We start from the raw sequence: 26,220 nt of genomic DNA on the forward strand, positions 1-26,220 counted from the left end.
GGGTCACCTCGACCCCCGCAGCGGCCCTCCCGCATGCTCACCACTGCCTCACCCACCGGGCGTCATTGGGGGCATGGAGTCTCAGCTCGTCCGTCCCGGCCACGTCACCGCGCACCAGGCCGCCAGAATCCTCGGCAGCAGCCTTGGCGCCGTCCGCAATCTCGTCTACCGAGGCAGGTTGCAGCGCGCCGGCGGCACCGAACGACAGCCCTGGTACCGCGCCGAAGACCTCGCCGCGCTCCTCGCCAAACGCCGCACACGCGCCGCTGCTTGACGGCAAACCACCACAGCGGAGCTACACCCTCGGGTCGGCACCACTCACGAGGGAGCCCCAGGCCCAACCTCGCCCGCACGGCGCCCCAGAAGTTGCTGCGGCTCGGAATCAGCTTCGTCTTCGCCTCCGCCAGCCTGGGACGCTTCGAGAGCCGCTTGCATCAGCTTGCTCTCCAGCCACGCCTCGGCGAGGGGGCCATAAGGCGAGAAGACAATGCGAAAGATCGGAACCACAGCAACCACGACGGCCCCTGAACCCACAGCGACCAGCAACAGCTTTGCTTGCTGACTGTTGTCCGGCGCCGTCGGGTCCGCCAGCCACCGCAGAGAAATAACGATCGCCGCGGTCTGCGCTAGAAGGAGTACGCCCCACAACTGACCGAGCAGCAGCAGTACCGTCGTCTTAAGCGCCCCCACCCCAAACCTCGGAAACGTCTCTTGCGCAATCGACCGAAGCGCCGCCTGGCGCTCCGCCGAGGCCGTAGTCGACAACTCCGTAGACCTGCGCATGAACTCATCACTCAAAGAGCGAGACCAGCCCTGGATTGCCTTGCTGTACGCGGCTGCCTCCAACGTAGCGGCGATGAGAATCGCCGACGCCACCGAGGCAACGGTCGTCGCAAATCCCTCTGTCATCTGCACACGAGAAAGCGTGCCCACGTACCTAGGTCACAGTGACGAACATTGCCGAACAGTGATGTGGTGGTGCGGGCACCTTGCTGCTACCTTCCTCGCCTCATCGATCAAAGCGCCTGCTTGACCACAGGTCAGAAGCTGTGTGACGATCCGGGTAAACAACTGTGCCCCGAGACGGGCGCCAAGCACTCACGACGAAGCCCCGGAGCGGCCACCGAGCCCCCGGGGCTTCGTCGTGCAATAGCGTCCGCCCAGGGCAACCTCCGTCACTCACACCGGCGGGTTTGCTGCTGGCGCTGCGCCCTGCGCGGACCACAACGTCACAGGACAGCCACACCAACCGCACGTTTCCCCCACACGACGGATGATGGCCCCTTCGCCATCAGCATCCAGGGGGAACCATGCGCACCCGCACCACGACCGTCGGCATCCTCGCCGTACTCGCCCTCACGCTCACCGCGTGCAGCAGCGGCGGTGACAGCCACGATGACACGAAGGCCAGCACGGCTACCGCTTCCTCCAACGGGCTGGCCTCATCGGCTTCGCCGAAGCAGGAGGCCGTACAGGGACCGCTCAAGCTCGGCGCTGGCCATCACTGGACAGACACGGACACTGACGGCAGCCACATCAGCGGCACCACGACGGCGATCAGCTACAGCCAGCCCGCCACCGGTGTCGACCTCCCCGACGAAGTCTCTGACTTCGATAGCCCAGTCTGGGCCGTCCTCGAAGTCAAAGTCTGCGCTGACGAGGACAGTTCGTCCGTGCTCGTCGCCCAAGCTCCCTGGGCCCTCGGATTCCCCGACTACACCCGCCTCCAAGCACCCGGCACCAGCGGCTCAGGCGTACCCAAGCCCGAGTACCCGACCGGCGACGGAGCCCTCGTGAAGGCAGGTACCTGCCTCCGAGGAAAGATCACGTTCTCTGTCGCGGAAGGAACCAGGCCCGACCAGGTCATCTACGCCCCAGCGGACAGGGACCCGGTTGAGTGGGCTGTTCCGAAGGCGTAACAGGGTGGTGGCGCCCGTGGCCGGCAACCCCCGCGACGGGCGCGCCCTTACCACGCACGCCCGCAGGTGGACGGCAGGGGCGACGTCGGGGTCCGCCGCCGCGGGAGCGCCGGGCCGGTAGAGCAGCGCCGCGATCAGCCCACCCACGGCGAAGAAGGCGGCCGACCACAGGAAGCTCGTACCGCACCGTCCGCGAAGTGTTTTTCCGCCGCACCCCTGCTGTTCGCCACGCCTGGCTACCTTCACCTCGCCCGGTCCTGCGCAGGAGAGGTACGTCCATGAGCACCCCGGTTCGGCACACCTCGACTCGGCCATCCGTAGCCACGCTGACGGCGGCCAAGCAGCGTTCGGAAGGCAGCGGGCGGGCTGGGGCTCCGTACGGGAATTCGGCGGAGCAGGTGCTGCTCGGAATCCAGGGGAGCGCCGGTAACCGGGCCGCCACCGCGGCCGTGCAGCGTGCCCGGGGGGCGGACAAGGGCAAGGCGCCGGAGGGGGCCGGCGGCGGGGGTGACGGGGGGAAGAAGCGGAGGAACTACCGGGATCGGATCGCGGGGCTGCTCGACCGGTTCAAGAAGAACCTCGAACCCATCGACACCTGGATCAAGGGCGTCCAGACGCCCACCAACGCCGGCTTCACCCAGCAGGCCGCCGTCTCGGCCAACGAGGGGCTCAAGCACTCCGCCGCCGCCTCGGGGACCTCCGCCGCGTCGGGGAACCTCCTCACCGAGGCCGCCGGCACCGTGGTCAGCGGTATGGACGCGTACAAGAGCATGAAGGACGCCAGGAAGGCCGGGGACGGGGCCGCGCACCACACCGCGAACAAGCGGGCCAAGACCAAGGGGACCGACGCGGTCGTCGGGGCCGCCGGTTCGGGGGCCTACAGCGCGGCCATCGCCAAGGAGGTCACGAAGATCCAGAAGGCGGCGGACGCCGCGGTGGCCTCGGAGGCGAGCGGTGTCGCCAGCGCCGCCGTCGCCGGGATGAAGAGCGTCCGGTCCGTGTTCCGGGTCGGGGGCGCGGCACGGAAGTACAAGCGGGTGAAGGAGCTGGGGGATCCGCAGCTGGTCCACGCCGAGTCGCTGGCCCGGCTGAACGAGTCGCGGGAGCACGCCAACTGGGCCGCGGCGGAGGCGTACGTCGCGCTGGACGCCTACTGGAAGCAGGAAGGCGAGGGACGGCTGGAGCTGATCGGCGAGGCCGTCGACGCCGCCTGGGAGGCGATGGGGGAAGCCCGTGACGCCGCCGAGACGCTCCAGCGCGCCGAGAAGAACGTGGAGACGCTGGGCACGGTCCAGGGGTACGCGAAGAAGAAGCAGCTCACCAAGATCGGCAAGGAGACGGTCGGCGGTGCGATGGGTGAGTCCACCAAGGCCGCCGCCGGAGTCGTGACCGCGGTCGCTGCGGGGACGGCCGGGCTCGCGTCCAACCCGGTCGGCTGGGGGCTCGCCGGGGCCGGCGCCGGACTCGTCCTCGGCGTCACCCTCTACAAGGCGCTCCGCGCCGCCACCAAGCGGTACGAGGAGGTCCGCCACCCGGAGGTCTGGGCGAAGGAGGGCGAGACCCCCGACGAGGCGGCGTCCCGCAAGGAATCGCTCCAGCACGCCCTGAAGTTCTGGAAGAAGGTGTCCAAGGGCGAGCGGGCGGCCATGGCGCGGGAGATCTACGCGCTGGCCGCAGGGCCCGACATCGCCGGGAGCGGCGGTACGACCGAGGAGATGCGGCAGTCCGGCATGTCCCTGCTCATCGCGCTCAAGTCGGGTCCCGCCGACCACAAGCTCGACCAGGAGGCGTGGGTGGCCAGCCTCAACGACCCGTCCAAGACGAACGGCTGGATCAAGGAGATCGCGGAGCAGCTGGCGTCGGGGTGACGCACGACGGCGTGGCAGGGAGGCAGCCCTGCTTCCGGCAGGTACCAGGGTGTCATCCGGCAGGGCCAACCTCTTTTCAGCCAAATGGGGTCGGCTGTCATCCGCGCATTTTTCGCCCCAATCCCCCGGCGGTCCCCGTTCATGGTCACGAGGCTGACACGCGGCGTGAGCGCAAGCGGTAGGGTCCCTTCCCGTACGTCGAACGACGGTTGTGTGTACGGGAGTTCGAGGCAGGTCGGGGCCCTCGCGGTCCGGGGTGCCCCGAGTCCGCGTCGTCGTCACCACCAGCTCGTACAGGCCTCGTGTGTTGCTTGGAGATCCATGTCGTGCGTCGCCCTCACCGTCCCACGGATCGCCGACACCTCGGCGCGCGGTGGTCCAGGGAGACAGCACCTGTTCTCTTCGGCCTGTTGACGACCCCCGGCCGTGCCACGGGCGTGCCGGTGCGTCGTCCCGCACCTCGCGCTACGCGCCTTCGCGCCATGTGCCCTCGCGCCATGTGCCTTCGCGCTCCGCGCCTCCGCGCCGCCGTCCGCCGGTCCCGGCCCACCCCCACCGACGGCTTCCGATCCGTGAGGACCTGATGACTGAACTGATAGTGAGCGCCGCCGCGTTGCTGGCGGTGGCCGGAGTCGGGGCCGCGTGGTACTTCCGGCGCAAACGCGACGAGGCCCGGCGCCGGGCCGAGCAACTGCGCGAGCACGCCGACCGGCTCACCCTGCAACTCGTCGCGGCGGAGCAGTGCGTGGGGCACCTCGCGGCCACCGTGATCCCCGCGGCGGCCAGGGGCGGTGAAGGGCCCGAGGGGGGCGGGCTCCCCGTGCCGGCGCAGCTCGACGGGACCCCGCTCGCCGAGCGGCTGCGTGCCGTCCCCGGGGCGGTGGCCTCGGCCGTGGCGGACGTACGGGGGCAGGAGCGGGCGGCGGCCGCCCATGCCGCGGCCCAGGCCGCCGAGCAGGTCCGGCAGGAAACCGAGCGGTACGTCGCGCAGGTGCGGCACGAGTCCGTCGGCGTCGCCCGGGCGGCCGTGCGCGGCTTCGCCAACAACGTCGTGGCCAGGTCGGCGCGGCTCGGCCGGGCCGTCAGCCAGGGCGTACGGCGGCACATCTCGGACGAGGCGTACGCGACGCTGGTGGAGATCGACCACCTCGCGCAGCAGATGCTGCTCACCGCGTCGGGGTACTCCGTACTCGCCGGGGACAAGCTGTCCCGGCGCTGGCCCGCCACCTCGCTCACCGACATCACGCGCGCGGCGATGGGCCGGATCGAGGGGTACGAGCGGATCAAGCACCCCGAGATGGGGTCCGTGGTGGTCGAGGGGCGTGCGGTGGAGGCGGTCGTGCACGCGCTCGCCGTCCTGCTGGACAACGCGCTGCGCTACTCCCCGCCCGCCGCCAGTGTCCACGTCTCGCTCGAACAGGGGCACCACGCCTGCTTCCTGATCGTGGACGACGCCGGGCTGCGCATGGACGACGAGCGGCTGCTGTGGGCCGGCAACGTGATGTCCGGCGAGCAGCGCGACGACATCACCCGCCTCGGCGCCCACCCCCAGACCGGGCTGCGCGTGGCGTCCCTGCTCGCGGAGAACTACGGCTTCCGCGTCGAGCTGACCGCGCCGAACATCTACCAGGGGACCCGGGCCATGGTCGTCCTGCCGAAGAACCTGCTCGTCGACCCCGCGGCGGGACGAGGGGTGGGGAGCAGCGGGGCGGGGGCCGCCGCCGGGGCTGTAACAGGAACGGCGACGGGGGCCGCCACGGGGACGTCTCAGCCCGTCGCCGCGACCGCCGCCCCGTCGGCCGCCGACCCCACGCCCCCGGCGCACGCCCCCACCCCCGCCCCGGCCCTCACCACCGAGCCCGCGCACGAGCCCACGCCGGAGCACGAACCCGCCGCCCCCGGCCCGGAACCCGCACCGGCACCCGCAGCCACACCCACACCGGCATCGGCATCGGCATCGGCATCGGCACCAGAACCCTCGCCCGCACCCCCGGCGACCCCCGCACCCCCCACCACCACCGCCAGCGGCCTCACCGTCCGCCGCCGCTCCCCCGCCCCGGCCCGGTCGCGGCCACGCCCCGCCCCGGCCGCCGACACCGAGCCCGGCCGTCCGGCCGTCGCCGCCGCCTGGGCCGCCGGCACCCGGCGCGGCCGCGACGGGGAGCCCGCACCAGCCGCACCGGCCGCGCCAGGTGCCGAGAGCACGGGCCGGGACACCCCCAGCGAAGCCACCCCAGCCTCACCCACCGCCGCCCACAACGCCCACAACGCCCCCCACCCGGCCGCCCGCGACGCCGCTCACGACGAAGGACACTGATCGTGCAAGACACACACACCAACAGCCTGGGCTGGCTGCTCGACCAGGAACTCGGCACCGTCGAGGGCGTCCGCTACGCCGTGCTGATGAGCAGCGACGGGCTGCTGAAGGCCCGTACGGCGACGATCGGCCAGGACGACGGGGAGAAGTTCGCGGCGCTGACCGCGGCGCTGCGGGCGGCGGGCAAGGCCTGGGACGAGTTCACCGGCGGGGCGGGCATGCGCCAGCTGCTGATCGAGTCCGTCGGCTGCATCGGACTGACGACCACCGCCGCGAAGAACACCATGCTGTCGGTGTGCACGACCGGCCCCGACGCCGACGTCGGGCTGATCTCCCACCACATGGTGCGGCTCGCCACCCGGGTCGGGCACGAACTGGGCACGGCGGAGCGCGTGCCGGTCGCGGAGGGCGCGGCGGGCGCGGGAGGCGCGGAAGGCGGCTCGACGGCATGACGGGGCCGCGGCGTGACCCCGACATGGTCAGGCCCTACGTCCGTACCGGGGGCCAGGTCCGCGCGCGCGAGGACGTGCGCCCGGAGAGCGTGGTCATCGCCGCGACCGGCCCCACGGACACCCTCGCCCCGGACGCCCGCCGGGTGATGCGGCTGTTCGCCGGCGCGGACGGCGGCCTGGCCGTCGCCGACATCGCCGCCGCGCTGGAGCTGCCGCCCTCCACGGTGCGCATCCTCGTCTCCTCGCTGATGGACTCCGGCCACCTCTCCAGCCCGGTCGCCGCGACCGAGCACCAGCCCGACTTCGACCTGCTCCAGGAGGTACTCCGTGGACTGCGCTCCATGGTCTGACCCGCCCGTCACCTACGTCCCGGCCTCGGTGACGCGGTCGGCCAAGATCGTGGTCGCGGGCGGCTTCGGCGTCGGCAAGACGACGTTCATCGGCAGCGTCTCGGAGGTACGGCCGCTGCGGATGGAGGAACCCATCACGCAGGCCAGCACCGGCGTCGACGACCTGCGCGGCACCCCGCACAAGACGACGACGACCGTGGCGATGGACTTCGGCCGCATCCACATGGCCGACGGGCGGCTCGCGCTGTATCTGTTCGGGCTGCCGGGGCAGTCCCGGTTCCAGCCGCTGTGGGAGGACCTGGCGGAGGGCGCCCTCGGCTGTCTCGTGCTGGCCGACACCCGCGACCTCGACGCCTCCCACGACGCCCTCGGTCTCCTGGACGGCGCGGGCATCCCGTACGCCGTCGCCATCAACACCTTTCCCGGCGCGCCGGGTTACCCCGAGGCCGAGCTGCGCGAGGCGCTGGCCCTGGAACCCGCCACCCCCCTGACGGCCTGCGACGCCCGCGACCGCACGTCCTCGCTGCACGCCCTGATCACGCTCACCGAGTACCTCTCCGAGCACCAGCAACAGCGCGAGCACCGCTCCGCCGCCCTCCTGGAGTCCCGCCCATGACGTCGCCCTCCGCCGAGCCCGCGCCGACGAGCCCACCGGGCCGGATCGCCCTCTACGACCCGGAGTTCGCGGCGGATCCGCACGCCGCCTACCGGCGCATGCGGCGCACCCACGGTCCGCTCGTCCCCGTCGACCTGGCGCCGGGCGTCCCCGCGACCCTGGTGATCGGCTACTACCAGGCCCGCCGCATCCTCAACGACCCGCTGCGCTTCCCGGCCGACCCGCGCGCCTGGGAGAAGCTGATCCCGGCGACCTGCCCGGTCCGGCCGATGATGGAGTGGCGGCCCAACGCGCTGCGCTCGGGCGGCGCCGAGCACGCCCGCTACCGGTCCGCCAACACCCACGCCATCGACAAGGTCGACCAGCACGGACTGCGCGCCCTCGTCGAGAAGGTCGCCGACGGTGCCATCGACGGGTTCCGCACCGTGGGCTCGGCGGACCTGCTCACCCAGTACTCGTTCCCCATCGCCTTCAGCGTCCTCAGCGCGCTCCTCGGCTGCCCGGACGAGATCGGGCAGCGCATCGCCGACGGCATGGCGAAGATCTTCGACACCACCAACGCCCAGCGCGGCAACGAGATCCTCGCCCAGGCCGTCTCCGACCTCGTGACCCTGCGCCGGCAGCACCCCGGCGACGACATCACGTCCCGGCTGACGCTGCACCCCGCCGAGCTGACCGACGAGGAGATGGGCCATCAGCTCGTCACGCTCTACGGTGCCGGGATCGAGCCGCTGACCAACCTGATCAGCAACACGATCCTGAAGATCCTCACCGACGAGGAGTTCTCCGCCGACCTGCACGCCGGGCTCTCCACGGTGCGCGACGCGCTCGACGCCGTCCTCTACACCGACCCGCCGATGGCCAACTACTGCATCTCCTACCCGCCGTACCCCATCGACGTGGAGGGGGTGCTGCTGCCGGCCGACCAGCCGGTGGTGATCTCGATGGCGGCCGCGAACAACGACCCGGCCCTGACGGAGGGCGTGCCCGAGGGCCGGCACACGGGCAACCGGGCCCATCTGGCCTGGAGCATCGGCCCGCACTCCTGCCCCGCCCGTTCACACGCCTACCTCATCGCGGAGACCGCGGTCACCCACCTCCTGGACGCGCTGCCGGAGACGGACCTCGCCCGCCCCCTCGCCGACCTCACCTGGCGTCCCGGCCCGTTCCACCGGGCCCTGGAATCGCTGCCCGTCACCTTCCCCGCCGCCCACTGAGCCGAGCAGTCAGCCTCGCACTCAGCCGCACACTAAGGAGCCAGGTCATGGCGACCCAGCAGTCACCCCTCGTCCTCGACCCGACCGGTGCCGGTCACCACGCCGAGCACCGCGCCCTGCGGGAGCGCGGCGCGGCCACGCGGGTGGACGTGCTCGGCGTGGAAGCCTGGTCGATCACCGATCCCGCCCTGCTCAAACAGCTCCTGACCAGTCCGGACGTCTCCAAGGACGGGCGGGCGCACTGGCCCGCCTTCGGCGAGGTGGTGGCCACCTGGCCGCTCGCCCTGTGGGTGGCGGTGGAGAACATGTTCACCGCGTACGGCCAGGGCCACCGCAAGCTGCGCCGGCTGGTGGCCCCGGCCTTCAGCGCCCGTCGCATCGAGGCGATGCGGCCGGCCGTCGAGGGGATGGTGGCGGGGCTGATCGACCGGCTCGCGGAGCTGCCCGCCGACCAGCCGGTCGATCTGCGGCAGGAGCTGGCGTATCCGCTGCCCATCGCGGTGATCGGTCACCTCATGGGCGTGCCCGAGGACCAGCGGGAGGGCTTCCGCGCCCTCGTCGACGGTGTCTTCGACACGACGCTGAGCCAGGCCGAGGCGCAGGCCAACACCGCCCGTCTGTACGGGGTTCTGGACGAGCTGATCGCCGACAAGCGGGCCACTCCGGGCGACGACATGACGTCCCTGCTCATCGCGGCCCGGGACGACGAGGAGGACGGTGCCCGGCTCTCCCCCGGGGAACTGCGCGACACGCTGCTGCTGATGATCAGCGCCGGCTACGAGACCACCGTCAACGTCATCGACCAGGCCGCGCACACCCTGCTGACCCGGCCCGACCAGCTCGAACTGGTCCGCAAGGGCGCGGTCACCTGGGGCGACGTGGTGGAGGAGACGCTGCGGCACGAACCGGCGGTCAAGCACCTGCCGTTGCGGTTCGCGGTCACGGACATCGTCCTGCCGGACGGGCGGACCATCGCCCGCGGGGAGGCGATCCTCGCCTCGTACGCCGCCGCCAACCGGCACCCGGACTGGCACGCCGACGCCGACATCTTCGACGCGACGCGCGTGGTCAAGGACCACCTGGCGTTCGGGCACGGGGTGCACTTCTGCCTCGGCGCGCCGCTGGCCCGCATGGAGGTCGTGCTCGCGCTGCAGAGCCTCTTCGACCGCTTCCCCGGCATTCACCTCGCCGATCCGGCGGAGGAACTGCCGCCCGTGCCCTCGCTGATCAGCAACGGCCACCAGCGGCTGCCGGTCCGGCTGTACGCCGGCTGAACCGCCCGGGCGGCGCGCCCCGGCGTTCGGGGCGCGCCGTCCACCGGCGGGAAGTGCGTTGCGGGTCAGCCGAACATGCCCGGCTCGTAGTCGCCCGCCGGCTGCTGGGTGATGACGTTCATGCGGTTGTAGGTGTTGATGAGGGCGATCAGGCCGACCAGCGCGGTCAGCTGTTCCTCGTCGTAGTGCTCGGCGGCCTTCGCCCACGCCTCGTCGGTGACGCCGCCGCCCGAGTCGGCGATGCGGGTGCCCTGCTCGGTCAGTTCGAGGGCGGCGCGCTCGGCGTCGGTGAAGACCTTGGCCTCGCGCCAGGCGGCGATCAGGTTGAGGCGCAGGGAGGTCTCCCCGGCCTTCGCGGCGTCCTTGGTGTGCATGTCGAGGCAGAAGCCGCAGCCGTTGATCTGGCTGGCGCGGATCTTGACCAGCTCCTGGGTCGCGGCCGGCAGCGCCGAGTCGGTCACGGCCTTGCCCGCCGAGTTGATGTGGCGCAGGAGCTTGCCGGCGAGGGGGTTCGAGAACAGGTTGAGTCGCGCTTCCATGAAGGGTTCCTCCGTCGTGGGTCGTCCGACCGGTCCGGCCGGGTGGCCGGTGGTGCGCTCTGGGGCTACACCGCTACGACGGAGCGCGCGGGCGTGATGTGACAGGCCGCGGAGGTCTGGGGATGTGACCTGCGTCTCACCCCTTCACGGCGTGTCCTTGGGTTCCTTCGGGCCGTTCCAGCAGCCTGAGCAGGGCGGCCGTGACGTCGGCCGGGCGTTCGTCCATCACCCAGTGCCCCGTGTCGTCCAGCATCGTCAGTTCGGCGCCGGGCACGGCCTCGGCCAGCCCGGTCGCGATGTCCGGGCTCAGGTACGGGTCCGCGCGGCCCCAGATCACCGCCGTCGGGCAGGTCACCGCGCCCAGGCGGCGGCGCAGCTCGGGGCGGGGCGGGGTGCGGTAGTCACCGAAGTAGTGGAGCAGCCAGCGGCGGCCCTCCGGGGTGTCCATCCAGTCGACGTAGCCGTCCAGGAGGCGGGCGTCGAGATGGCCCGCGCGGACGAGCGGGGCGAAGGTGCGGCGGTGGAGGGCAGCGTACGGCAGGCGCAGCGCCGCGGGCCGGAGTACGGGGGTGCGTCCGGCGATGCCGATCAGGCTGAAGACGGCGTACCAGCGGCGGGTGAACGTGGCGTGCGCGCGGCTGTTGAGGACGGCCAGCCTGCGCACCCGCGCGGGGTGGGTCTCGGTGAAGCCCAGGGCGAGGAAGCCGCCGTAGTCGTGGCCGACCAGGTTCACCGAGTCGAGCCCCAGGGCGTCCAGCAGGCGGCCGATCCGGGCGACCTCGGTGTCGTAGTCGAAGGGCAGGTGGAGGGGGCGGTCGGACTCGCCCCAGCCGAGGAGGTCCGGGGCGACGACCCGGTGGCGGGCCGCGAGGGGCGGGACCTGGTGGCGCCAGCAGTGGTGGTCGGCGGGGTAGCCGTGCAGGAGCAGCACGGGTTCGGCGTCGGGCGGCCCCGACTCCCAGCAGGCCACCCTCGCTCCGTCCACCCGGACCGACCGGGCGCGGGGCCGGTCCGTGCCGGGACTCTGCGTGTTCATCGGCTGCGCGCTCCCATCGGTCGGTCCGTCCACCCGTTGAACGTGCGGATACCCGGAAGGGACGCGGCCAGGGCAGGACCTGCGGCCGAACGGGGGTACGCCCGCGCCGACGGGCGCGGGAGGGCGCTCCCTGGGGCACCCGTCCGGGCCTCACCCCGGCGCGTGCGCCGGGCGCGACGGTGATTAGCCTCGGAACCGTCAGTCGGTGGCACGGCAGGAGGCAGAGATGGCGAAGGTTCCCAGCGCGGCGGTCGCCGCGGGCGGGCTCGTCGGCGGGTACGGCGTGGCCCGCTGGACCAAGCGGCGGGAGCTGGGCGGGGCCGTGCTGGCCGTGGCCGGCGCCGCCGCCGCACAGCAGTGGCGGCAGCGGGCCGGCGGCGCGGCCGCCGGTGCCCTGACGGCCGCCTACGTGGCGGGCTTCGCCGGATCCCACCCCCTGGCCAAGAAGGTGGGCGCCTGGCCCGCAGTCCTCGGCGTGGCCGGCGCGGTGGCCCTGGCCTCCTGGGCGGTGGCCGACCGGCGCGGCTGAACGGGTGGGCGTCAGGAGCGCTGGGTCAGCCCCTGATGCCCCCACCCGACGGGCCTCGCGGGTCCCACCCCGGGCCGGGACGGCGGGCGCCCGGCCCGCAGTCCTCGGCGTGGCCGGCGCGGTGGCCCTGGCCTCCTGGGCGGTGGCCGACCGGCGCGGCTGAGCGAGCGGGGGTCAGGGCCGACCGGGGCGTACGGGGTGACGGTGGGCGCGGCCGAGCGGTGCGCCGCGCCGGAGCCGGGTCAGGAGCGGTGGGTCAGGACGTTGATGACCTTGCCGTTCGGGTCCCGTACGAGGAAGCGCCGTACGCCCCACTCCTCGTCCTGCGGCTCCCGCAGGATCTCCGCGCCCGACGCGGCCACCTGGGTGTAGACCGCGTCGACGTCCTCGACCTCCACGCTCAGGTCGGGGACGACGGGCGCGGTGCGTTCCTCGGTGAAGAGGCTGATCTGGGCGGTCGGGTTGGACGGCGAGGCCAGGGTCGTCACCCAGCCCATGTCCATGACCTCCTCGAAGCCGAGGAGTCCGTAGAAGTCGCGGCTGGAGTTCCACAGCTCCTCGGACTCGATGTGCAGGTTGGGGACGATTCTGCGGATGGTCATCGGGTGGCTCCTGATCCCGTTGTTCCCTGTTCCCTAGGGCTGCGCCTTCACCGAGGACAGCGGTTCGGCGATGTCCTCCAGCGAACGGCGTTCCGCCTTCACCGCCAGGAACGCCGCCACCAGACCGGCCGCGCACATCAGCCCGGCACCGACCTGGAAGGCGAGAACAGTGTCGCCGACCACGCCGGACTCCGTCAGGTCGGCGAAGAGCAGCGGGCCGCTGATGCCGCCGGCGGCGGTGCCGAGGGCGTAGAAGAAGGCGATGGCCATGGCCCGGGTCTCCATCGGGAAGATCTCGGAGACGGTCAGGTACGCGCTGGACGCGCCGGCCGACGCGAAGAACAGCACCACGCACCAGCAGGCCGTCATCGTCGCGGCCGAGAGCGAGCCCCGGTCGAACAGGTACGCCGTGCCGAAGAGCAGCACGCCGGAGAGCAGATACGTGCCCGAGATCATGATCCGGCGCCCGACCGTGTCGAAGAGCGGGCCGAGGATCAGCGGGCCGAGGAAGTTGCCGGCGGCGATGACGGCGAAGTAGTAGCCGGTGCTGCCGGTCGGCACGTCGAAGAAGGTGATGAGGATGGTGCCGAAGCCGAAGGTGATGGCGTTGTAGAGGAAGGCCTGGCCGATGAAGAGGGAGAGGCCGAGGACGGCGCGGCGCGGGTAGCGGCTGAAGACGGTCTTGGCGATCAGACCGAAGCCGATGCTCTTGCGCTGGTGGATGGTGATCTCACCGGCCGGCGGCGGCAGCCTCTCGCCCTTCTCCTCCTCGATCTCCCGTTCGACGGACGAGACGAGGGTGTCCGCCTTCTCGCCCTGGCCGTGGATGAACTGCCACCGTGGGCTCTCCGGCACGTGCCGCCGTACGAGCAGGATGACCAGGCCGAGGACGACGCCGAGGCCGAAGCTGAGCCGCCAGCCGAGGTCCTTGGGGAAGATGTCGGTGTCCAGCATCACGATCGACAGCAGCGCGCCGCCGATGGCGCCCAGCCAGTAGCTGCCGTTGATGATGAGGTCGACCCGGCCCCGGTACTTGGACGGGATCAGCTCGTCGATCGCGGAGTTGATGGCCGCGTACTCGCCGCCGATGCCGAAGCCGGTGAGGAACCGGAAGAGGAAGAACCACCAGGACTCGAAGGACAGGGCGGTCAGCGCGGTCGCCGCCAGGTAGACGGCCAGGGTCGTGATGAACAGCTTCTTGCGGCCGTAGCGGTCCGTCAGCCAGCCGAAGAACAGGGCGCCGGAGCACGCGCCCGCCACGTACAGGGCGGCGGCGAGGCCGGTGATCTGGGCGGAGCTGATGTCGAGGCCGCTGCCGTCCTCGGCGATGCGTCCGGCGACGTTGCCGACGATCGTGACCTCCAGACCGTCCAGGATCCAGACGGTGCCGAGGCCGATCACGATCATCCAGTGCCATCGCGACCAGGGCAGGCGGTCCAGGCGGGCCGGGACGGCCGTGGTGACGGTCCCGGCGGAGGCGGGCACCGGACCCGACGCCGATTCTGCTGTCATGGCTCCCTCTCCGTCGAGCGAACGCCTCCCTTGTGCCCGGCGCCGCGGGGAACACGCCCGTCGCGCCGGGTGGCAGAAGGCCCGCCGGAACGGAGCCGGCCGGGGCCTACGCCCCCAGCATGCGGGAGACCGTGTAGATCAGCAGCCCGGCCAGGGAGCCGACCACCGTGCCGTTGATGCGGATGAACTGGAGGTCGCGGCCGATGTTCGCCTCGATCTTCTTGGTGGTGTGCTCGGCGTCCCAGCTCGCCACCGTGTCGGTGATCAGGGAGGTGATCTCGCGGCGGTAGGTCGTCACCACGTACACCGCGGCGCCCTCCACCCACCCGTCGACCTTGCCCTGCACCTTGGGGTCGGAAGCCATCCGGGCGCCCAGGGAGAGCAGCGAGGCCCGCACCCGCATCCGCAGTTCGCTGCGCTCGTCCTCCGCCGCGGAGACGATCATGGACCGTACGGCCGTCCAGGCCGACGCGATCAGGTCCTGGACCTCTCCGCGGCCCAGCACCTCGGTCTTCAGCCGCTCCACGCGCGCGCGGGTGTCCGTGTCGGACTGGAGGTCGGAGGCGAAGTCCGCGAGGAAGCGGTCGAGGGCGCCGCGCGCCGGGTGGGCGGGCATGTCGCGCATCTCGGTGACGAAGCGCAGCAGCTCCTTGTAGACCCGCTCGCCGACCCTCTTGTCCACGAACCGGGGCGTCCAGCCGGGCGCCCCGCCCTGTACGGCGTCCATCACGGAGTCACCGTGCAGGACCAGCCAGTCGTGGGCGCGGGAGACGACCAGGTCGACGGCGCGTCTGTGGCCGCCGTCGGTGACGATCCGGTCCAGCAGCTTGCCGATGCCGGGGGCGATCTCCTGAGCGTCGGCCCGGCGCGTGATCGCCTCCCCCACCACGGCCTGCACATCGGAGTCGCGCAGCACGGTGAGGGCGCCGCGCAGGGCGGCGGACAGCTCGGCCGTCACCCGGTCGGCGTGTTCGGGCACGGCGAGCCAGGCGCCGAGCCGGCTGCCGATGCCGACGGCGCGCAGCCGCTGCCGTACGACGTCCTCGGAGAGGAAGTTCTCGCCGACGAACTCACCCAGAGAGACGCCGAGCTGGTCCTTTTTCTTGGGGATGATCGCGGTGTGCGGAATGGGGATGCCGAGCGGGTGGCGGAAGAGGGCGGTGACGGCGAACCAGTCGGCGAGGGCGCCGACCATGCCGGCCTCGGCGGCGGCGCCGACGTAGCCCGCCCAGGCGCCCGCGCCGCGGTGGGCGGCCCACTCGGCCAGCACGTACACCACGGCGACGAACAGCAGCAGTCCGGTCGCGGTGAGCTTCATCCGGCGTACGCCGCGGCGCTTTTCCTCGTCGGCCGGGCTGAAGGAGGTCATCGCGCGGTCACGGAACGCCCCCGCGCCGGGTCCGCGGGCGCCCGCGCCGGTTCCCGTGCGCTCCCCGGCACCCCCGGTGTCCCCGGTGTCCCCGGTGTCCCCGGAACCGCCGGGAAGTTCCGCCTTCGTGCGTTCCATCCGCTCCACCCGTTCGCCGATCCGTCCCGCACACATTGTCCCTTCCTGACCGACTCCTGGAACGGAACACAAGTTCCCCGCGTCTGTCCGTGAGGGGGAACGCCCGGGGCTGGTGCGGCCTTTCCCCGGCCCATGCCGCATCATGGGTTCATCGGACCGGAGCCTCGGGGCTCCCCTCGCCCGAGGAGAACAGCACAACATGACCCGGGGTCGTGACGGGGGTGCGGGGGCACCTCCCACCAAGCACCGTGCCCTGCTGGCGGCGATCGTCACCTTGATAGTGGCGATTTCCGCGGCCATATACGCCGGAGCGTCCGCGGACGACGGCAGCACGGACCAGTCACCGCTCGCGAGCGGTCGCTTCCCGCGCGGGGAAGCCGCTCCCGCCTCCACCGGCTCGTGGGTCGGCGCGTGGTCCACCTCGCCGGCGGCCGCCGAACCGGGCACCGAGACGACGGGCATGGCGGGCCGTTCGGTACGCAACGTCGTGCACGCGGGCGTCGGCGGCACCAGCGCGCGGATCACCCTGTCCAACCTGTACGGGCAGTCGCCGCTGACCGTCACGCACGCCTCCATCGCCCTGGCCGCCGGCCCCGACACGGCCGCCGCGGTAGCCGACACGATGCGCCGGCTCACCTTCCGCGGCAGCCCCCGGGTGGTCATCCCGGCGGGCGGCCAGGTGATCAGCGACATCGCCCGCATCACCGTCCCGTACGGCTCGGACGTCCTGGTCACCACGTACTCCCCGGTGCCCTCCGGCCCGGTCACCTACCACCCGCAGGCCCGGCAGACCAGCTACCTGGCCGCCGGCGACCGCACGGCCGACGTCACGGCCGTCGCGTACACCACCGAGACGCCGTACTGGCGCTACCTGACGGCGCTGGACGTGCTGAGCAACGAGGCCCAGGGCACCGTCGTGGCGATCGGCGACTCGATCACCGACGGCTTCGGCTCCGAGGTGAACGCCAACAACCGCTGGACCGACGTGCTCGCCGAGCGGCTGCACGACGCGGCCGAAGACGGGCGGGACACGCCCCGCTACAGCGTCGTCAACCAGGGCATCAGCGGCAACCGGATCCTGACCGGCAGGGCGGGCCGGCCCGCCGACAACCCGAGCGCGCTGAGCCGTTTCGAGCGGGACGTGCTGCAACGCACCAACGTCAAGGTCGTCGTGATCGTCCTCGGCGTCAACGACATCCTGAACAGCCCGGCACTCGCCGACCGGGACTCCATCCTCGCCGGCCTGCGCACACTCACCGACCGGGCGCACGCGCGGGGGCTGCGGGTCGTCGGCGCGACGATCATGCCGTTCGGCGGCTACCGGAACTACACGCCGGCCCGCGAGGCCATGCGGCAGCAGGTCAACGAGGAGATCCGGTCCGGCCGTGTCTTCGACGAGGTCGTCGACTTCGACAAGGCCCTGCGCGACGCCTACGACCCGCGCCGGCTCCGCAGCGACTACGACAGCGGGGACCACCTGCACCCCAGCGACAAGGGGTACGCCCGCATGGGCCAGGTCCTCGACCTGGACTCCCTGAAGGGCGCGGTCCCGGTCGAGGCGTGAGCCGCCCCGGCGTCTGCGCGTGAGAGACGGCCGGGGCACCCGCCCCGCCCGGGCAGCCGGACGACCGGAGTCCGAGACCGCGGTACCAGCACACCGGCGCGGACCGACGCCGGCCGGACACCCCGGCGCAGGCCGGTGTCCCACGGGCCGTCCCACCCGGCACGCGCCGTCCCGGCCGGCCGCGAACGCCCGGGTGGCCGTCAGGAGTCCCGGCGGCGTTCCCGTTCCCGCCGGTCGCCGTGCAGGTCGTGGAGGGTGGGGCGGGAGGGGTCCAGTTCCTTGGGGTCCGCGTCGCGCTCCAGCGGGTCCCGCCCCCGGGACCGGCGGCGTTCCAACTTCTCCTGGCGGCGCTCCTCCTTGATCCGGAGCTTCTCCGCGCGGGTCAGCTTGCGTTCGACGCCGACGCCGCCCCAGAAGGCGAAGCCGGTCACGATCACGCGCGGGGCGCCCGGGTCGCCGGGGACGCCCTCCTCGCGGTGGTCGAAGCCGCCCATGATCCCGATGCCGCGCACGATCACCTCGACACCGGGCGGCACGACCACGTTCATCCCACCCATGATCGCGACGCAGTTGATCACGACCTCGCCGGACGCGAAGTCCGCCTCGCGCAGGTCGATGTCCCCGCCGCCCCAGAACGCGAACGAGTTGAACCGCCGGGGCACCGTCCAACGCCCCTTGCGCTGGAACCCGGACATCACCGCGACCGCCCAGGTCGACGAGGGCTCGCCGCCGGTGATCCGGCCCGCCCAGTCCCCCGTGGCCGCCGGCTCCTTGGTCATCGACACCTTGGGCGCCGCGACCGCCGTACCGACCGGCAGGTCCCGGGTGATCGGCGCCAGTTCCCCGTAGGTCCGCGCGCGGTACGTGGCGTCCAGCCGCTCCTCGAACTCCGTCATGTCGAGGCGGCCCTCCGCGAGGGCGTCCCGCAGGACCTCGGCGACTCGTTCACGGTCGGCGTCGGATGCGCGGAGCTCCGGGGCGTCGTCGGTCATGTACAGCAGCCTACGAGGTCACCGCGCCGGGCACTACGCGCTCGCGCGTTCCGCGTACATCTTGGCGATCACCGCTTCGATGTCCGGTTCCCGCACCGACAGGTCCACCAGCGGATACTCCGCGGCGATCCGCGCCACCAGCCCCGCCGCCGACGCCGACGCCGGGAACGCCAGCCACTGCCGCGGCCCCTCCACCCGCACCACCCGCGCGGGCGCCGGCGCCTCGATCGGCGGCAACTCCCGCTCCAGGTCCACCACCAGCGTCCGCTCGCTCTCCCCCGCCTCGTGCAGCCCCGCCAGCGGACCGTCGTACATCAGCCGCCCGTGGTCGATGACCATCACCCGCGAGCACAGCTGCTCGATGTCCTGGAGGTCGTGCGTGGTCAGCAGCACCGTCGTGCCGCGCTCCGCGTTCAAGTCCCGCAGAAAACCCCGCACCTTGGCTTTCGACACCACGTCCAGGCCGATCGTCGGCTCGTCCAGGTACAGCACCTCGGGGTCGTGCAGCAGCGCCGCCGCGATGTCGCCGCGCATCCGCTGGCCCAGCGAGAGCTGCCGCACCGGCACGTCCAGCAGCTCCTGGAGCTGGAGCAGTGCCACGCAGCGGTCCAGGTTCTCCCGGTAACGGGCGTCCGGGATCCGGTACATGCGGTGCATCAGCCGGTAGGAGTCGATCAAAGGCAGGTCCCACCACAGCGTCGTCCGCTGCCCGAACACCACCCCGATGCGGTGCGCCAGCCGCGTCCGCTCCCGGGACGGGTCGATCCCCGCCACCCGCAGCCGGCCCCCGCTCGGCGTCAGGATCCCGGTGAGCATCTTGATCGTCGTCGACTTCCCGGCGCCGTTCGGCCCGATGTAGCCGACCATCTCGCCGCGCGCCACCGTGAAGGACAGCCCGTCCACGGCCCGCACCTCACGCCGCTCCCGCTTCAGGAAACCCGTCTTCCTGCGCACGTCGAAGACCTTCTCGACGCCGTCCAGCTCGATGAAGGCCGCGCCCTCGGACGCGGCGGTGTCCCCCTCGGTCATCGCCGTCGGCTCCCTCACTCGTCAGCTCCCTGTACTCCGGTACGAACGAAGCCCCGCCCGCCAGGCCAGCCCCGCCAGCGCGCAGCAGACCACCGCCACCAGCGGCGACATGAACGCCACCCACTCCGGCAGGTCCAGCGGGAAGGGCCGGCCCAGCACATAACCCGCCGGCAGCCAGTTGACGAAGGCCAGCGGCACCACGAAGGTCACCCCCCGCACCAGGTCCAGCGCGAACACGGTCGGCGGATACTGCAGCATCGTCGTACCCCCGTACGTGAACGCGTTCGACACCTCCGCCGCGTCCTGCGCCACGAACTGGAACGCCGCCGCCACCACGAACACCGCGCAGAAGATCCCCGCCCCGCTGAGCAGCATCACCGGCATCAGCAGCAGCTTCGCCGCCGTCCAGTCGATGTCCAGCAGCACCAGGGCGTAGACCAGCACCAGCACCCCCTGCGTCACCCGCCCGAGGCGGCGCAGCGCGAACCGGTCCGCCGCCACCTGCGCCAGCACCGGCGCCGGGCGCACCAGCAGCGTGTCCAGCGTGCCGTCGCGCACCCGCCGGCCCAGCCGCTCCATCGAGCCGACCGCCAGGTCGGCCAGCCCGAAGGACACCCCCGCCACCCCGTACAGGAACGCCACCTCGCCCAGCGACCAGCCGCCCAGCGCGTCGACGCGGGAGAACATCAGCAGGATCGCCACGAAGTCCAGCGCGGTCGCCGCGAAATTCCCGAACGTCGTCAGCGCGAACGACGTCCGGTAGGCCATCGTCGACCTGATCCACATCGTGGCGATCAGCCCGTACGTCCGCACCCCCTCGGCGACCCGGCCGCGCTCCCGGGCCACCCGCGCCGTCTCAGCCACCCTGGACCACCACCCGTCGTGTCGCCGCCGACTGCGTCAGCCGCCCCACCGCCAGCAGCGCCACCGCCCACGCGGCCTGGAAGACGAACGTCCCCAGCGGGTCGGCCTCGCCCAGCAGCACGTCGGCCGGCGCCTGGAGCAGCGACGACCACGGCAGCATCCGGACCACCTCGCCGAGCGCGCCCGGGAACACGTTCAGCGGAAGCAGCATCCCCGAGCAGAAGATTCCCGCGAGCCACGCCATCTGCGTCACGCCCATGCCGTCCATCAGCCAGAACGCCGAGAGCGCCACGAGGTACCGCAGCGCGAAACTGACCGCCGCCGCCAGCACCACCGCCACCAGGAACGCCGCCCACCTCGACACCTCCCCCGGCAGCGCCACCGGGAAGAACAGCGACCCGAACGCGAACGGCACGACCCCGCGCCCCAGCAGCTGGAACACCGCCCGCCCCAGGTCCGCCGCCAGCCACCACAGCTGGAGGTCGGCCGGCCGGTACAGATCGACGGCGATGTCACCCGTACGGATGCGCTCCATCAATTCGTCCTCGAACCCCCCGCCCCCGATCGCCAGCGCCGCCAGCAGGGCCTGCCCCAGCCAGACGAAGGTCACGGCCTGCGCCTGGTCGTATCCCCCGAGCTGCGGCTTCTCCTCCCACAGGGCCAGATAGGTGTAGACCAGGATCAGTCCGAAGACCGTGTTGGTGAACACCCCTGCGGCGGTGGCCGCACGATAGGTCGCGTACCGTCTGAAGCCCCCCGCCGCGACGGCCACGTACAACCGCCCCGAGCCCACGCGCACGGCCCTCCCCCTCCGATCGGCACCAAAGCGCAGGAGCCTAATGCGACGGCGACCGCCCGTGCCACGGAATTTCACGGGTGTGCCGTCGAGTGGGAACGGAACCCGCGGTGCGAGAGTCTTCTTCAGAGGGCCCAGAGGCCGCAGAGGCGTACGAGGCCGTACGAGACCAGACCGTACGACGCGAAACAGGAGTCCGTGCACGACATGAGCGACGAGCCGCAGCCGCAGCAGCCGGAACAGGGCTGGGCGCCGAGACAGCCACAGGCGGCCGGCGACGGGGACGCGAAGCCCAAGCGGCCGAAGCGGACCGGCTGGCGCAGGCTGATCCCGACCTGGCGCATCGTGCTGAGCACCTGTGTGATCGGCCTCCTGCTGCTGGTCGGCGGCTTCTTCCTCGGCTACCACCTGGTGCAGATCCCGGCCGCCAACGCGGCCGCCACCAAGCAGTCCAACGTCTACCTGTACGCCGACGGCAGCGTCCTCGCCCGCGACGGCGAGGTCAACCGGGAGAGCGTCGGCCTCGCCCGCATCTCCAAGGACGCCCAGCACGCCGTCCTGGCCGCCGAGGACCGCGACTTCTACAGCGAGTCCGCCATCGACCCGGGCGCCATGGTCCGGGCCGGCTGGAACACCGCCACCGGCAAGGGCAAGCAGTCCGGCTCCACGATCACCCAGCAGTACGTCAAGAACTACTACCTGGCCCAGGAGCAGACGGTCACCCGCAAGGTGAAGGAGTTCTTCATCTCGATCAAGCTCGACCGCGAGAAGAGCAAGAGCGAGATCCTGGAGGGCTACCTCAACACCAGCTTCTTCGGCCGCGGCGCCTACGGCATCCAGGCCGCCGCCCAGGCCTACTACGGCATCGACGCCAAGGACCTCACGGCCGGCCAGGGCGCCTACCTCGCCTCCCTGCTCAACGCCCCCAGCCAGTACGACGTCGTCGCCCACCCCGAGAACAAGGGCGCCGCCGAGTCCCGCTGGAACTACGTCATGAAGGGCATGGTCGACAAGGGGTGGCTGAGCGCCTCCGAGCGCGCCGCCGCGAAGTTCCCCATGCCCAAGCAGTCCACCATCTCCACCAGCATGTCCGGGCAGCGCGGCTACGTCGTCAACATCGTCAAGGACTACCTCGTCCAGAACGAGATCGTGGACGAGGAGGAACTCGACCGCGGCGGCTACCGCATCACCACGACCCTCCAGAAGGACAAGCAGAACGCCTTCGTCAAGGCCGTCGACGACAAGCTGATGTCCCAGCTGGACAAGAAGGAACGCAAGGTCGACAACTACGTCCGCGCGGGCGGCGCCTCCGTCGACCCGAAGACCGGCAAGGTCGTCGCGATGTACAACGGCATCGACTACGTCAAGCAGTACACACCCAACGCCGTCCGCCGGGACTTCCAGGTCGGCTCCACCTTCAAGCCCTTCGTGTTCACGTCCGCCGTCGAGAACCACTCCGAGACGCAGGACGGCGACACGATCAACCCGAACACCCGCTACGACGGCACCAGCGAGCGCCCCGTCAAGGGCTGGAGCGGCGGCCGCTACGCCCCCGAGAACGAGGACCACCGCGACTACGGCAACGTCACCGTCCGCGAGGCCACCGACAAGTCCATCAACGCCGTGTACGCCCAGATGGCCGTGGACGTCGGCTCCGACAAGGTCATGCAGACCGCCATCGACCTCGGGCTCTCCAAGAACACCCCGGAACTGACGCCCTCGCCGTCCATCGCCCTCGGCGTCGCCACCGCCAGCCCCCTCGACATGGCCGAGGCCTACGCGACCCTCGCCAACCACGGCAGGCACGGCACGTACACGCTGGTCGAGAAGGTCATGAAGGACGGCAAGCACGAGGTCGAGCTGCCCGAGCGGCGCGAACGCCAGGCCGTCAGCCGCGAGTCGGCGGACACCACGACGTCCGTACTGCGCAGCGTCGTCCAGAACGGCACCGCCACCGCCGCCCAGGCCGCCGGCCGCCCCGCGGCGGGCAAGACCGGTACCGCGGAGGAGGACACCGCCGCCTGGTTCGCCGGCTACACCCCCGAACTGGCCACCGTCGTCGCCGTCATGGGCCAGGACCCGAAGACCGCCGCGCACAAGTCGCTGTACGGCGCGACGGGGCTGGCCAGGATCAACGGTGGCGGCGCGCCCGCCGAGATCTGGGCCCAGTACACCCGCAAGGCCCTGGAGGGCGAACCGGTCAGCGACTTCGACCTCCAGCTCCAGACCGGCGCCGACGTCACCGCGCCCCCGTCCGCCGACTCCTCGGACGAACCGGGCTCCGGCGACGAGAGCGGCAGCAGCGAACCGGACGACGAGTCCACCGGCGGCGAGGGCTCCGGCACCGAGACCCCGGGCGACGGCAGCGGCGGCACCAGCACCTCGCCCGGCGACTCCGGCGGCTCGGGCGACTCCGGCGGCGAGACCGGCACACCGACCACCGGCGGACCCTCGGGCGGCGCCAGCACGGAGCCGGGCCCCACGGGCGGCGGCTCAGGAGGCGACGACTCGGCCAACGGCGGCACCACCGAGGGCGGAGGCGGGGACACCGACGGGGCGGGCGGCGGCGGCTCGGACTCCGCCGGCACGGTCGCCGGCCTCCCCGTCCCACCCCGGCGTCAGTGACCCGAGGTCGCCTTCAGACCCACGACGGCGACCAGCAGCAGACAGATGAAGAAGATCCGGGCGGCGGTCACCGGCTCACCCAGCACGACCATGCCGAGCACCGCCGCCCCGGCCGCACCGATCCCCACCCAAACGCCGTAGGCGGTACCGATGGGGAGCGTCCGGGCCGCGTACGACAGCAGCACCATGCTCGCGACGATCCCGGCACCGGTGAACAGACTGGGCACCAGCCGGGTGAAACCGTCGGTGTACTTCATCCCGATCGACCAGCCGACCTCGAGCAGACCGGCGACCAGCAGCAGAACCCAGGCCATGACGGCACCTCCGTGAACGAAATGAACGGTGGTGCGTCGTCTTTTCGCTCAACCCGGTACGGCGCGTCTCGTCGGGTGCCTCCAAGGTAGCAAAGACAGCGGAGAGGGACGGTGACGCCGGTCACCGCCCTTCTCCGCACCGCGGGCTCCGCGCTGCGGGCCCTACAGATACAGCCCGGTGGAGTCCTCGGACCCCTCGAACCGGTCCGCGGCCACGGCGTGCAGGTCACGCTCGCGCATCAGCACGTAGCCGACCCCCCGCACCTCGACCTCGGCGCGGTCCTCCGGGTCGTACAGCACCCGGTCGCCCGGCTCGACGGTCCGTACGTTCTGCCCGACGGCGACGACCTCGGCCCAGGCCAGCCGCTTGCCGACCGCAGCCGTGGCGGGGATCAGGATGCCGCCCCCGGAACGCCGCTCGCCCTCACCGGTGTCCTGCCGCACGAGTACGCGGTCGTGCAGCATCCGGATGGGCAGCTTGTCGTCCTGGGAACCGTGCTCGATTCTCTTGGCGCTCACGCCCCGAACCTACCTGCCCCGGCTCAGCGCCCGCGCCGCCGGGTACTGCCCAGGGCGAGCAGCCCCACGACCCCGACCACCACGAGCGCGACGGGCACGACCCGCTCCAGACGGGGCGCGCCCTCCTCGTCCACGAACTGCGACTTCACGTCGCTGACCGCGCTGTTGACCTTGACGTACGCGCGCCCGAGGGTGTGGTCGACGCTGGAAGCGACCTTGGCCTTGGCATCGCCCACGATCGTCTTCGGGTGCACCCGCATCCCCAGCTCGTCGAGCGTCTCGGCCAGCACCTCGCGGCGGCGCCTGATGTCCGCCTCGATCTGCGCCGGGGTCCTGCTGTCCGACGTGTCCGCCACCGTACGCCTCCGAAGTCCTCTGACACTGTCCCGCACAGTCTGTCAGCTACTCGCTTCTCCGCACTGTCAGGACCCCCGGTTACGCTGATTCGATGAGCGAGCGACTCCAGCCCGGGGACCCGGCCCCCGCCTTCACCCTCCCGGACGCCGACGGCAACGAGGTGTCCCTGTCCGACCACAAGGGCCGCAAGGTCATCGTCTACTTCTACCCTGCTGCCCTTACCCCCGGCTGCACGAAGCAGGCGTGCGACTTCACGGACAACCTGGAGCTGCTGGCCGGCGCCGGGTACGACGTGATCGGCATCTCCCCCGACAAGCCGGAGAAACTCGCCAAGTTCCGCGAGGCCGAGTCCCTGAAGGTCACCCTCCTCGCCGACCCCGACAAGAAGGCCCTCGACGCGTACGGCGCCTTCGGCGAGAAGAAGAACTACGGCCGCACCTACATGGGCGTCATCCGCTCCACGATCGTCGTGGACGAGGAGGGCAAGGTCGAACGCGCCCTGTACAACGTCCGCGCGACGGGCCACGTAGCCAAGATCATCAAGGACCTGGGCATCTGACCCCCTCTTCCCTGCGGGGCCCGTACCGGAGCTGCCCGGTACGGGCCCTTCCGCATTCCGTGCGTGACTGTCCGATAGTCGGTTCGTTACTCCGTACGAGGCTGCGAACGCGCGGCCGGGACGGAGGGGACCTGATGGGGGCGAGCGCGTACAGCAGGGAGCGGCTGGAGGAGGCCGCTCGGGGGGCGGGGACGTTGTCGGAGGCGCTGCGTAGGTTGGGGGTGGATCCGAAGAGCTGGAAACGGCGGTACATCTTCGATCGGATGCGGAAGCTGGGGGTGGACGTCTCACACTTCGAGCGCGAGGGAGCGAAGTGGACCAGGGAGATCCTGGAGCCGGTCGTCGCCGAATCGGCAAGTGTCTACGACGTCCTGCGTCGGCTCGGACTCGCCCCGGTCGGTGGGCACCATGCGAACATCTCCCGACGCATCAAGGCCTATGGCATCGACACCTCGCATTTCACACCGGTGGTCCGCACGGAGCGGCAGCGACTCAACCAGCGACGCCGGACCCCGGCAGAGATCCTTGTCGAGGACACGTCGGACAGCGCCAGGCGGACCCCGGGCAGCCGTCTGAAGAGGGCGATGCTCGAGCTCGGCACGGAGGAGCGCTGCGCGCTCTGCGACGTTGAGCCCGTGTGGCTGGGGGAGCCTCTGCCCCTGGAGGTCGATCACATCGATGGCAACTGGCGGAACAACCGTCTGGAGAATCTTCGCCTCCTGTGTCCCAACTGCCATTCGACGACGGACAGTTACCGCGGCCGGGGAAAGAGGCTCTCCTCATGACCGGTCGGAGGCCCCGCCCCACGGAGGAGGAGCTGCGAACGGCAGTCGCCGCCTCGAGCTCCCTGGCCGAGGTCCTAC

General features: G+C 71.6%; 27 protein-coding genes and 1 riboswitch. Of the genes, 14 read left to right on the top strand and 13 right to left on the bottom strand.

Translation table 11 applies throughout. The features are described from left to right. Positions 1–73 precede the first annotated feature (73 nt). Positions 74–274, top strand: coding sequence for a hypothetical protein (locus ACFW01_RS17020; protein ID WP_384504302.1), 201 nt, complete (start codon positions 74–76; stop codon positions 272–274). Positions 275–318: 44 nt separating this feature from the next. Here ACFW01_RS17020 and ACFW01_RS17025 read toward each other — a convergent pair whose 3' ends face one another. Then, complete coding sequence (locus ACFW01_RS17025) at positions 319–915, bottom strand: hypothetical protein (RefSeq protein ID WP_384504304.1); 597 nt, start codon at positions 913–915, stop codon at positions 319–321. 395 nt (positions 916–1,310) lie between these two features. Here ACFW01_RS17025 and ACFW01_RS17030 point away from each other — a divergent pair, with 395 nt between their 5' ends. From ACFW01_RS17030 to ACFW01_RS17065, 8 genes are all read left to right on the top strand, one after another. Further along, a complete protein-coding gene (locus ACFW01_RS17030; RefSeq protein WP_384504305.1) occupies positions 1,311–1,919 on the top strand; it encodes a hypothetical protein in 609 nt (202 codons plus the stop codon). 398 nt (positions 1,920–2,317) lie between these two features. Then, positions 2,318–3,787 carry a hypothetical protein gene (locus ACFW01_RS17035; RefSeq protein WP_384504307.1) on the top strand — a complete coding sequence of 490 codons (1,470 nt, stop codon included), beginning with the start codon at positions 2,318–2,320 and terminating at the stop codon, positions 3,785–3,787. Between the two features lie 583 nt (positions 3,788–4,370). Continuing rightward, positions 4,371–6,104 (top strand): ATP-binding protein, encoded by a 1,734-nt coding sequence (locus ACFW01_RS17040; protein WP_384504309.1) that lies wholly within the window; start codon positions 4,371–4,373, stop codon positions 6,102–6,104. Between the two features lie 2 nt (positions 6,105–6,106). After that, positions 6,107–6,556 (top strand): roadblock/LC7 domain-containing protein, encoded by a 450-nt coding sequence (locus ACFW01_RS17045; protein ID WP_234959585.1) that lies wholly within the window; start codon positions 6,107–6,109, stop codon positions 6,554–6,556. After that, positions 6,553–6,906, top strand: coding sequence for a DUF742 domain-containing protein (locus ACFW01_RS17050; protein ID WP_125494343.1), 354 nt, complete (start codon positions 6,553–6,555; stop codon positions 6,904–6,906). Before ACFW01_RS17045 ends, ACFW01_RS17050 begins: the two co-directional genes overlap by 4 nt. Continuing rightward, positions 6,884–7,522, top strand: coding sequence for an ATP/GTP-binding protein (locus ACFW01_RS17055; RefSeq protein ID WP_234959584.1), 639 nt, complete (start codon positions 6,884–6,886; stop codon positions 7,520–7,522). Before ACFW01_RS17050 ends, ACFW01_RS17055 begins: the two co-directional genes overlap by 23 nt. Then, complete coding sequence (locus ACFW01_RS17060; protein WP_384504312.1) at positions 7,519–8,739, top strand: cytochrome P450; 1,221 nt, start codon at positions 7,519–7,521, stop codon at positions 8,737–8,739. The genes ACFW01_RS17055 and ACFW01_RS17060 overlap by 4 nt, the downstream gene beginning before the upstream one ends. 47 nt (positions 8,740–8,786) lie before the next feature. Then, positions 8,787–10,013 carry a cytochrome P450 gene (locus ACFW01_RS17065; RefSeq protein ID WP_384504314.1) on the top strand — a complete coding sequence of 409 codons (1,227 nt, stop codon included), beginning with the start codon at positions 8,787–8,789 and terminating at the stop codon, positions 10,011–10,013. Positions 10,014–10,078: 65 nt separating this feature from the next. Here ACFW01_RS17065 and ACFW01_RS17070 read toward each other — a convergent pair whose 3' ends face one another. Beyond that, a complete protein-coding gene (locus ACFW01_RS17070) occupies positions 10,079–10,552 on the bottom strand; it encodes a carboxymuconolactone decarboxylase family protein (protein WP_384504316.1) in 474 nt (157 codons plus the stop codon). 136 nt (positions 10,553–10,688) lie between these two features. Further along, positions 10,689–11,588 carry an alpha/beta fold hydrolase gene (locus ACFW01_RS17075; protein WP_384504318.1) on the bottom strand — a complete coding sequence of 300 codons (900 nt, stop codon included), beginning with the start codon at positions 11,586–11,588 and terminating at the stop codon, positions 10,689–10,691. Positions 11,589–11,814: 226 nt separating this feature from the next. Between ACFW01_RS17075 and ACFW01_RS17080 the strand changes: the two genes are divergently transcribed. Next, the gene (locus ACFW01_RS17080; RefSeq protein ID WP_125494338.1) at positions 11,815–12,117 is read left to right on the top strand and encodes a hypothetical protein; all 303 of its coding nucleotides are present in this window, start codon (positions 11,815–11,817) and stop codon (positions 12,115–12,117) included. Between the two features lie 242 nt (positions 12,118–12,359). Here ACFW01_RS17080 and ACFW01_RS17085 read toward each other — a convergent pair whose 3' ends face one another. From ACFW01_RS17085 to ACFW01_RS17095, 3 genes are all read right to left on the bottom strand, one after another. Beyond that, on the bottom strand, positions 12,360–12,719 hold the full coding sequence (locus ACFW01_RS17085; RefSeq protein ID WP_234959579.1) for a VOC family protein: 360 nt from the start codon (positions 12,717–12,719) through the stop codon (positions 12,360–12,362). A gap of 33 nt (positions 12,720–12,752) precedes the next feature. Continuing rightward, positions 12,753–14,231, bottom strand: a complete 1,479-nt coding sequence (locus tag ACFW01_RS17090; RefSeq protein WP_234959578.1) for an MFS transporter — start codon at positions 14,229–14,231, stop codon at positions 12,753–12,755. Between the two features lie 106 nt (positions 14,232–14,337). After that, positions 14,338–15,738: a DUF445 domain-containing protein gene (locus ACFW01_RS17095; protein WP_384504321.1), complete on the bottom strand. Its 1,401-nt coding sequence runs from the start codon at positions 15,736–15,738 to the stop codon at positions 14,338–14,340. A gap of 199 nt (positions 15,739–15,937) precedes the next feature. Here ACFW01_RS17095 and ACFW01_RS17100 point away from each other — a divergent pair, with 199 nt between their 5' ends. Continuing rightward, entirely contained in the window at positions 15,938–17,302 is a 1,365-nt protein-coding gene (locus ACFW01_RS17100; protein WP_384504323.1) for an SGNH/GDSL hydrolase family protein, read from the top strand. A gap of 200 nt (positions 17,303–17,502) precedes the next feature. Here the strand turns inward: ACFW01_RS17100 and ACFW01_RS17105 are convergent, their stop codons facing one another. The 4 genes from ACFW01_RS17105 to ACFW01_RS17120 form a co-directional block, all read right to left on the bottom strand. Further along, positions 17,503–18,294, bottom strand: a complete 792-nt coding sequence (locus ACFW01_RS17105; RefSeq protein WP_384504325.1) for a DUF1707 domain-containing protein — start codon at positions 18,292–18,294, stop codon at positions 17,503–17,505. Positions 18,295–18,327: 33 nt separating this feature from the next. Continuing rightward, positions 18,328–19,323 carry an ATP-binding cassette domain-containing protein gene (locus tag ACFW01_RS17110; protein ID WP_384504327.1) on the bottom strand — a complete coding sequence of 332 codons (996 nt, stop codon included), beginning with the start codon at positions 19,321–19,323 and terminating at the stop codon, positions 18,328–18,330. Between the two features lie 21 nt (positions 19,324–19,344). Beyond that, positions 19,345–20,109: an ABC transporter permease gene (locus tag ACFW01_RS17115; protein WP_384504351.1), complete on the bottom strand. Its 765-nt coding sequence runs from the start codon at positions 20,107–20,109 to the stop codon at positions 19,345–19,347. Positions 20,110–20,179: 70 nt separating this feature from the next. Then, a complete protein-coding gene (locus ACFW01_RS17120; protein ID WP_234959573.1) occupies positions 20,180–20,986 on the bottom strand; it encodes an ABC-2 family transporter protein in 807 nt (268 codons plus the stop codon). A gap of 204 nt (positions 20,987–21,190) precedes the next feature. Here ACFW01_RS17120 and ACFW01_RS17125 point away from each other — a divergent pair, with 204 nt between their 5' ends. Then, positions 21,191–23,608, top strand: a complete 2,418-nt coding sequence (locus tag ACFW01_RS17125; protein WP_384504329.1) for a transglycosylase domain-containing protein — start codon at positions 21,191–21,193, stop codon at positions 23,606–23,608. On the opposite strand, the gene ACFW01_RS17130 is transcribed toward ACFW01_RS17125, so the two are convergent. The 3 genes from ACFW01_RS17130 to ACFW01_RS17140 all read right to left on the bottom strand — a co-directional run bounded on the left by ACFW01_RS17130 (position 23,602) and on the right by ACFW01_RS17140 (position 24,797). Next, entirely contained in the window at positions 23,602–23,922 is a 321-nt protein-coding gene (locus ACFW01_RS17130) for a multidrug efflux SMR transporter (protein WP_055417143.1), read from the bottom strand. The genes ACFW01_RS17125 and ACFW01_RS17130 overlap by 7 nt on opposite strands. Before the next feature lie 30 nt (positions 23,923–23,952). After that, a riboswitch (guanidine-III (ykkC-III) riboswitch) is annotated at positions 23,953–24,022 on the bottom strand. 62 nt (positions 24,023–24,084) lie between these two features. Beyond that, positions 24,085–24,387, bottom strand: coding sequence for a co-chaperone GroES (locus ACFW01_RS17135; RefSeq protein ID WP_167307483.1), 303 nt, complete (start codon positions 24,385–24,387; stop codon positions 24,085–24,087). Positions 24,388–24,464: 77 nt separating this feature from the next. Next, a complete protein-coding gene (locus tag ACFW01_RS17140) occupies positions 24,465–24,797 on the bottom strand; it encodes a DUF3618 domain-containing protein (RefSeq protein WP_234959571.1) in 333 nt (110 codons plus the stop codon). A gap of 92 nt (positions 24,798–24,889) precedes the next feature. Between ACFW01_RS17140 and bcp the strand changes: the two genes are divergently transcribed. Both bcp and ACFW01_RS17150 read left to right on the top strand, forming a co-directional pair. Then, complete coding sequence (bcp, locus tag ACFW01_RS17145) at positions 24,890–25,357, top strand: thioredoxin-dependent thiol peroxidase (RefSeq protein ID WP_122619862.1); 468 nt, start codon at positions 24,890–24,892, stop codon at positions 25,355–25,357. Between the two features lie 134 nt (positions 25,358–25,491). Beyond that, on the top strand, positions 25,492–26,142 hold the full coding sequence (locus ACFW01_RS17150; protein ID WP_234959570.1) for an HNH endonuclease signature motif containing protein: 651 nt from the start codon (positions 25,492–25,494) through the stop codon (positions 26,140–26,142). Positions 26,143–26,220: the final 78 nt, after the last annotated feature.

The organism is Streptomyces sp. NPDC058985 (assembly GCF_042740985.1).
Taxonomy (GTDB): domain Bacteria; phylum Actinomycetota; class Actinomycetes; order Streptomycetales; family Streptomycetaceae; genus Streptomyces.

Excerpts from the sequence above, each read along its gene's own strand:
- ACFW01_RS17020 (WP_384504302.1), top strand. The coding sequence starts at position 74 with ATGGAGTCTCAGCTCGTCCGTCCCGGCCACGTCACCGCGCACCAGGCC.
- ACFW01_RS17030 (WP_384504305.1), top strand. The coding sequence starts at position 1,311 with ATGCGCACCCGCACCACGACCGTCGGCATCCTCGCCGTACTCGCCCTC.
- ACFW01_RS17040 (WP_384504309.1), top strand. The coding sequence starts at position 4,371 with ATGACTGAACTGATAGTGAGCGCCGCCGCGTTGCTGGCGGTGGCCGGA.
- ACFW01_RS17050 (WP_125494343.1), top strand. The coding sequence starts at position 6,553 with ATGACGGGGCCGCGGCGTGACCCCGACATGGTCAGGCCCTACGTCCGT.
- ACFW01_RS17060 (WP_384504312.1), top strand. The coding sequence starts at position 7,519 with ATGACGTCGCCCTCCGCCGAGCCCGCGCCGACGAGCCCACCGGGCCGG.
- ACFW01_RS17065 (WP_384504314.1), top strand. The coding sequence starts at position 8,787 with ATGGCGACCCAGCAGTCACCCCTCGTCCTCGACCCGACCGGTGCCGGT.
- ACFW01_RS17070 (WP_384504316.1), bottom strand. The coding sequence starts at position 10,552 with ATGGAAGCGCGACTCAACCTGTTCTCGAACCCCCTCGCCGGCAAGCTC.
- ACFW01_RS17075 (WP_384504318.1), bottom strand. The coding sequence starts at position 11,588 with ATGAACACGCAGAGTCCCGGCACGGACCGGCCCCGCGCCCGGTCGGTC.
- ACFW01_RS17080 (WP_125494338.1), top strand. The coding sequence starts at position 11,815 with ATGGCGAAGGTTCCCAGCGCGGCGGTCGCCGCGGGCGGGCTCGTCGGC.
- ACFW01_RS17085 (WP_234959579.1), bottom strand. The coding sequence starts at position 12,719 with ATGACCATCCGCAGAATCGTCCCCAACCTGCACATCGAGTCCGAGGAG.
- ACFW01_RS17090 (WP_234959578.1), bottom strand. The coding sequence starts at position 14,231 with ATGACAGCAGAATCGGCGTCGGGTCCGGTGCCCGCCTCCGCCGGGACC.
- ACFW01_RS17095 (WP_384504321.1), bottom strand. The coding sequence starts at position 15,738 with ATGGAACGCACGAAGGCGGAACTTCCCGGCGGTTCCGGGGACACCGGG.
- ACFW01_RS17100 (WP_384504323.1), top strand. The coding sequence starts at position 15,938 with ATGACCCGGGGTCGTGACGGGGGTGCGGGGGCACCTCCCACCAAGCAC.
- ACFW01_RS17105 (WP_384504325.1), bottom strand. The coding sequence starts at position 18,294 with ATGACCGACGACGCCCCGGAGCTCCGCGCATCCGACGCCGACCGTGAA.
- ACFW01_RS17110 (WP_384504327.1), bottom strand. The coding sequence starts at position 19,323 with ATGACCGAGGGGGACACCGCCGCGTCCGAGGGCGCGGCCTTCATCGAG.
- ACFW01_RS17115 (WP_384504351.1), bottom strand. The coding sequence starts at position 20,109 with ATGTGGATCAGGTCGACGATGGCCTACCGGACGTCGTTCGCGCTGACG.
- ACFW01_RS17125 (WP_384504329.1), top strand. The coding sequence starts at position 21,191 with ATGAGCGACGAGCCGCAGCCGCAGCAGCCGGAACAGGGCTGGGCGCCG.
- ACFW01_RS17130 (WP_055417143.1), bottom strand. The coding sequence starts at position 23,922 with ATGGCCTGGGTTCTGCTGCTGGTCGCCGGTCTGCTCGAGGTCGGCTGG.
- ACFW01_RS17135 (WP_167307483.1), bottom strand. The coding sequence starts at position 24,387 with ATGCTGCACGACCGCGTACTCGTGCGGCAGGACACCGGTGAGGGCGAG.
- bcp (WP_122619862.1), top strand. The coding sequence starts at position 24,890 with ATGAGCGAGCGACTCCAGCCCGGGGACCCGGCCCCCGCCTTCACCCTC.
- ACFW01_RS17150 (WP_234959570.1), top strand. The coding sequence starts at position 25,492 with ATGGGGGCGAGCGCGTACAGCAGGGAGCGGCTGGAGGAGGCCGCTCGG.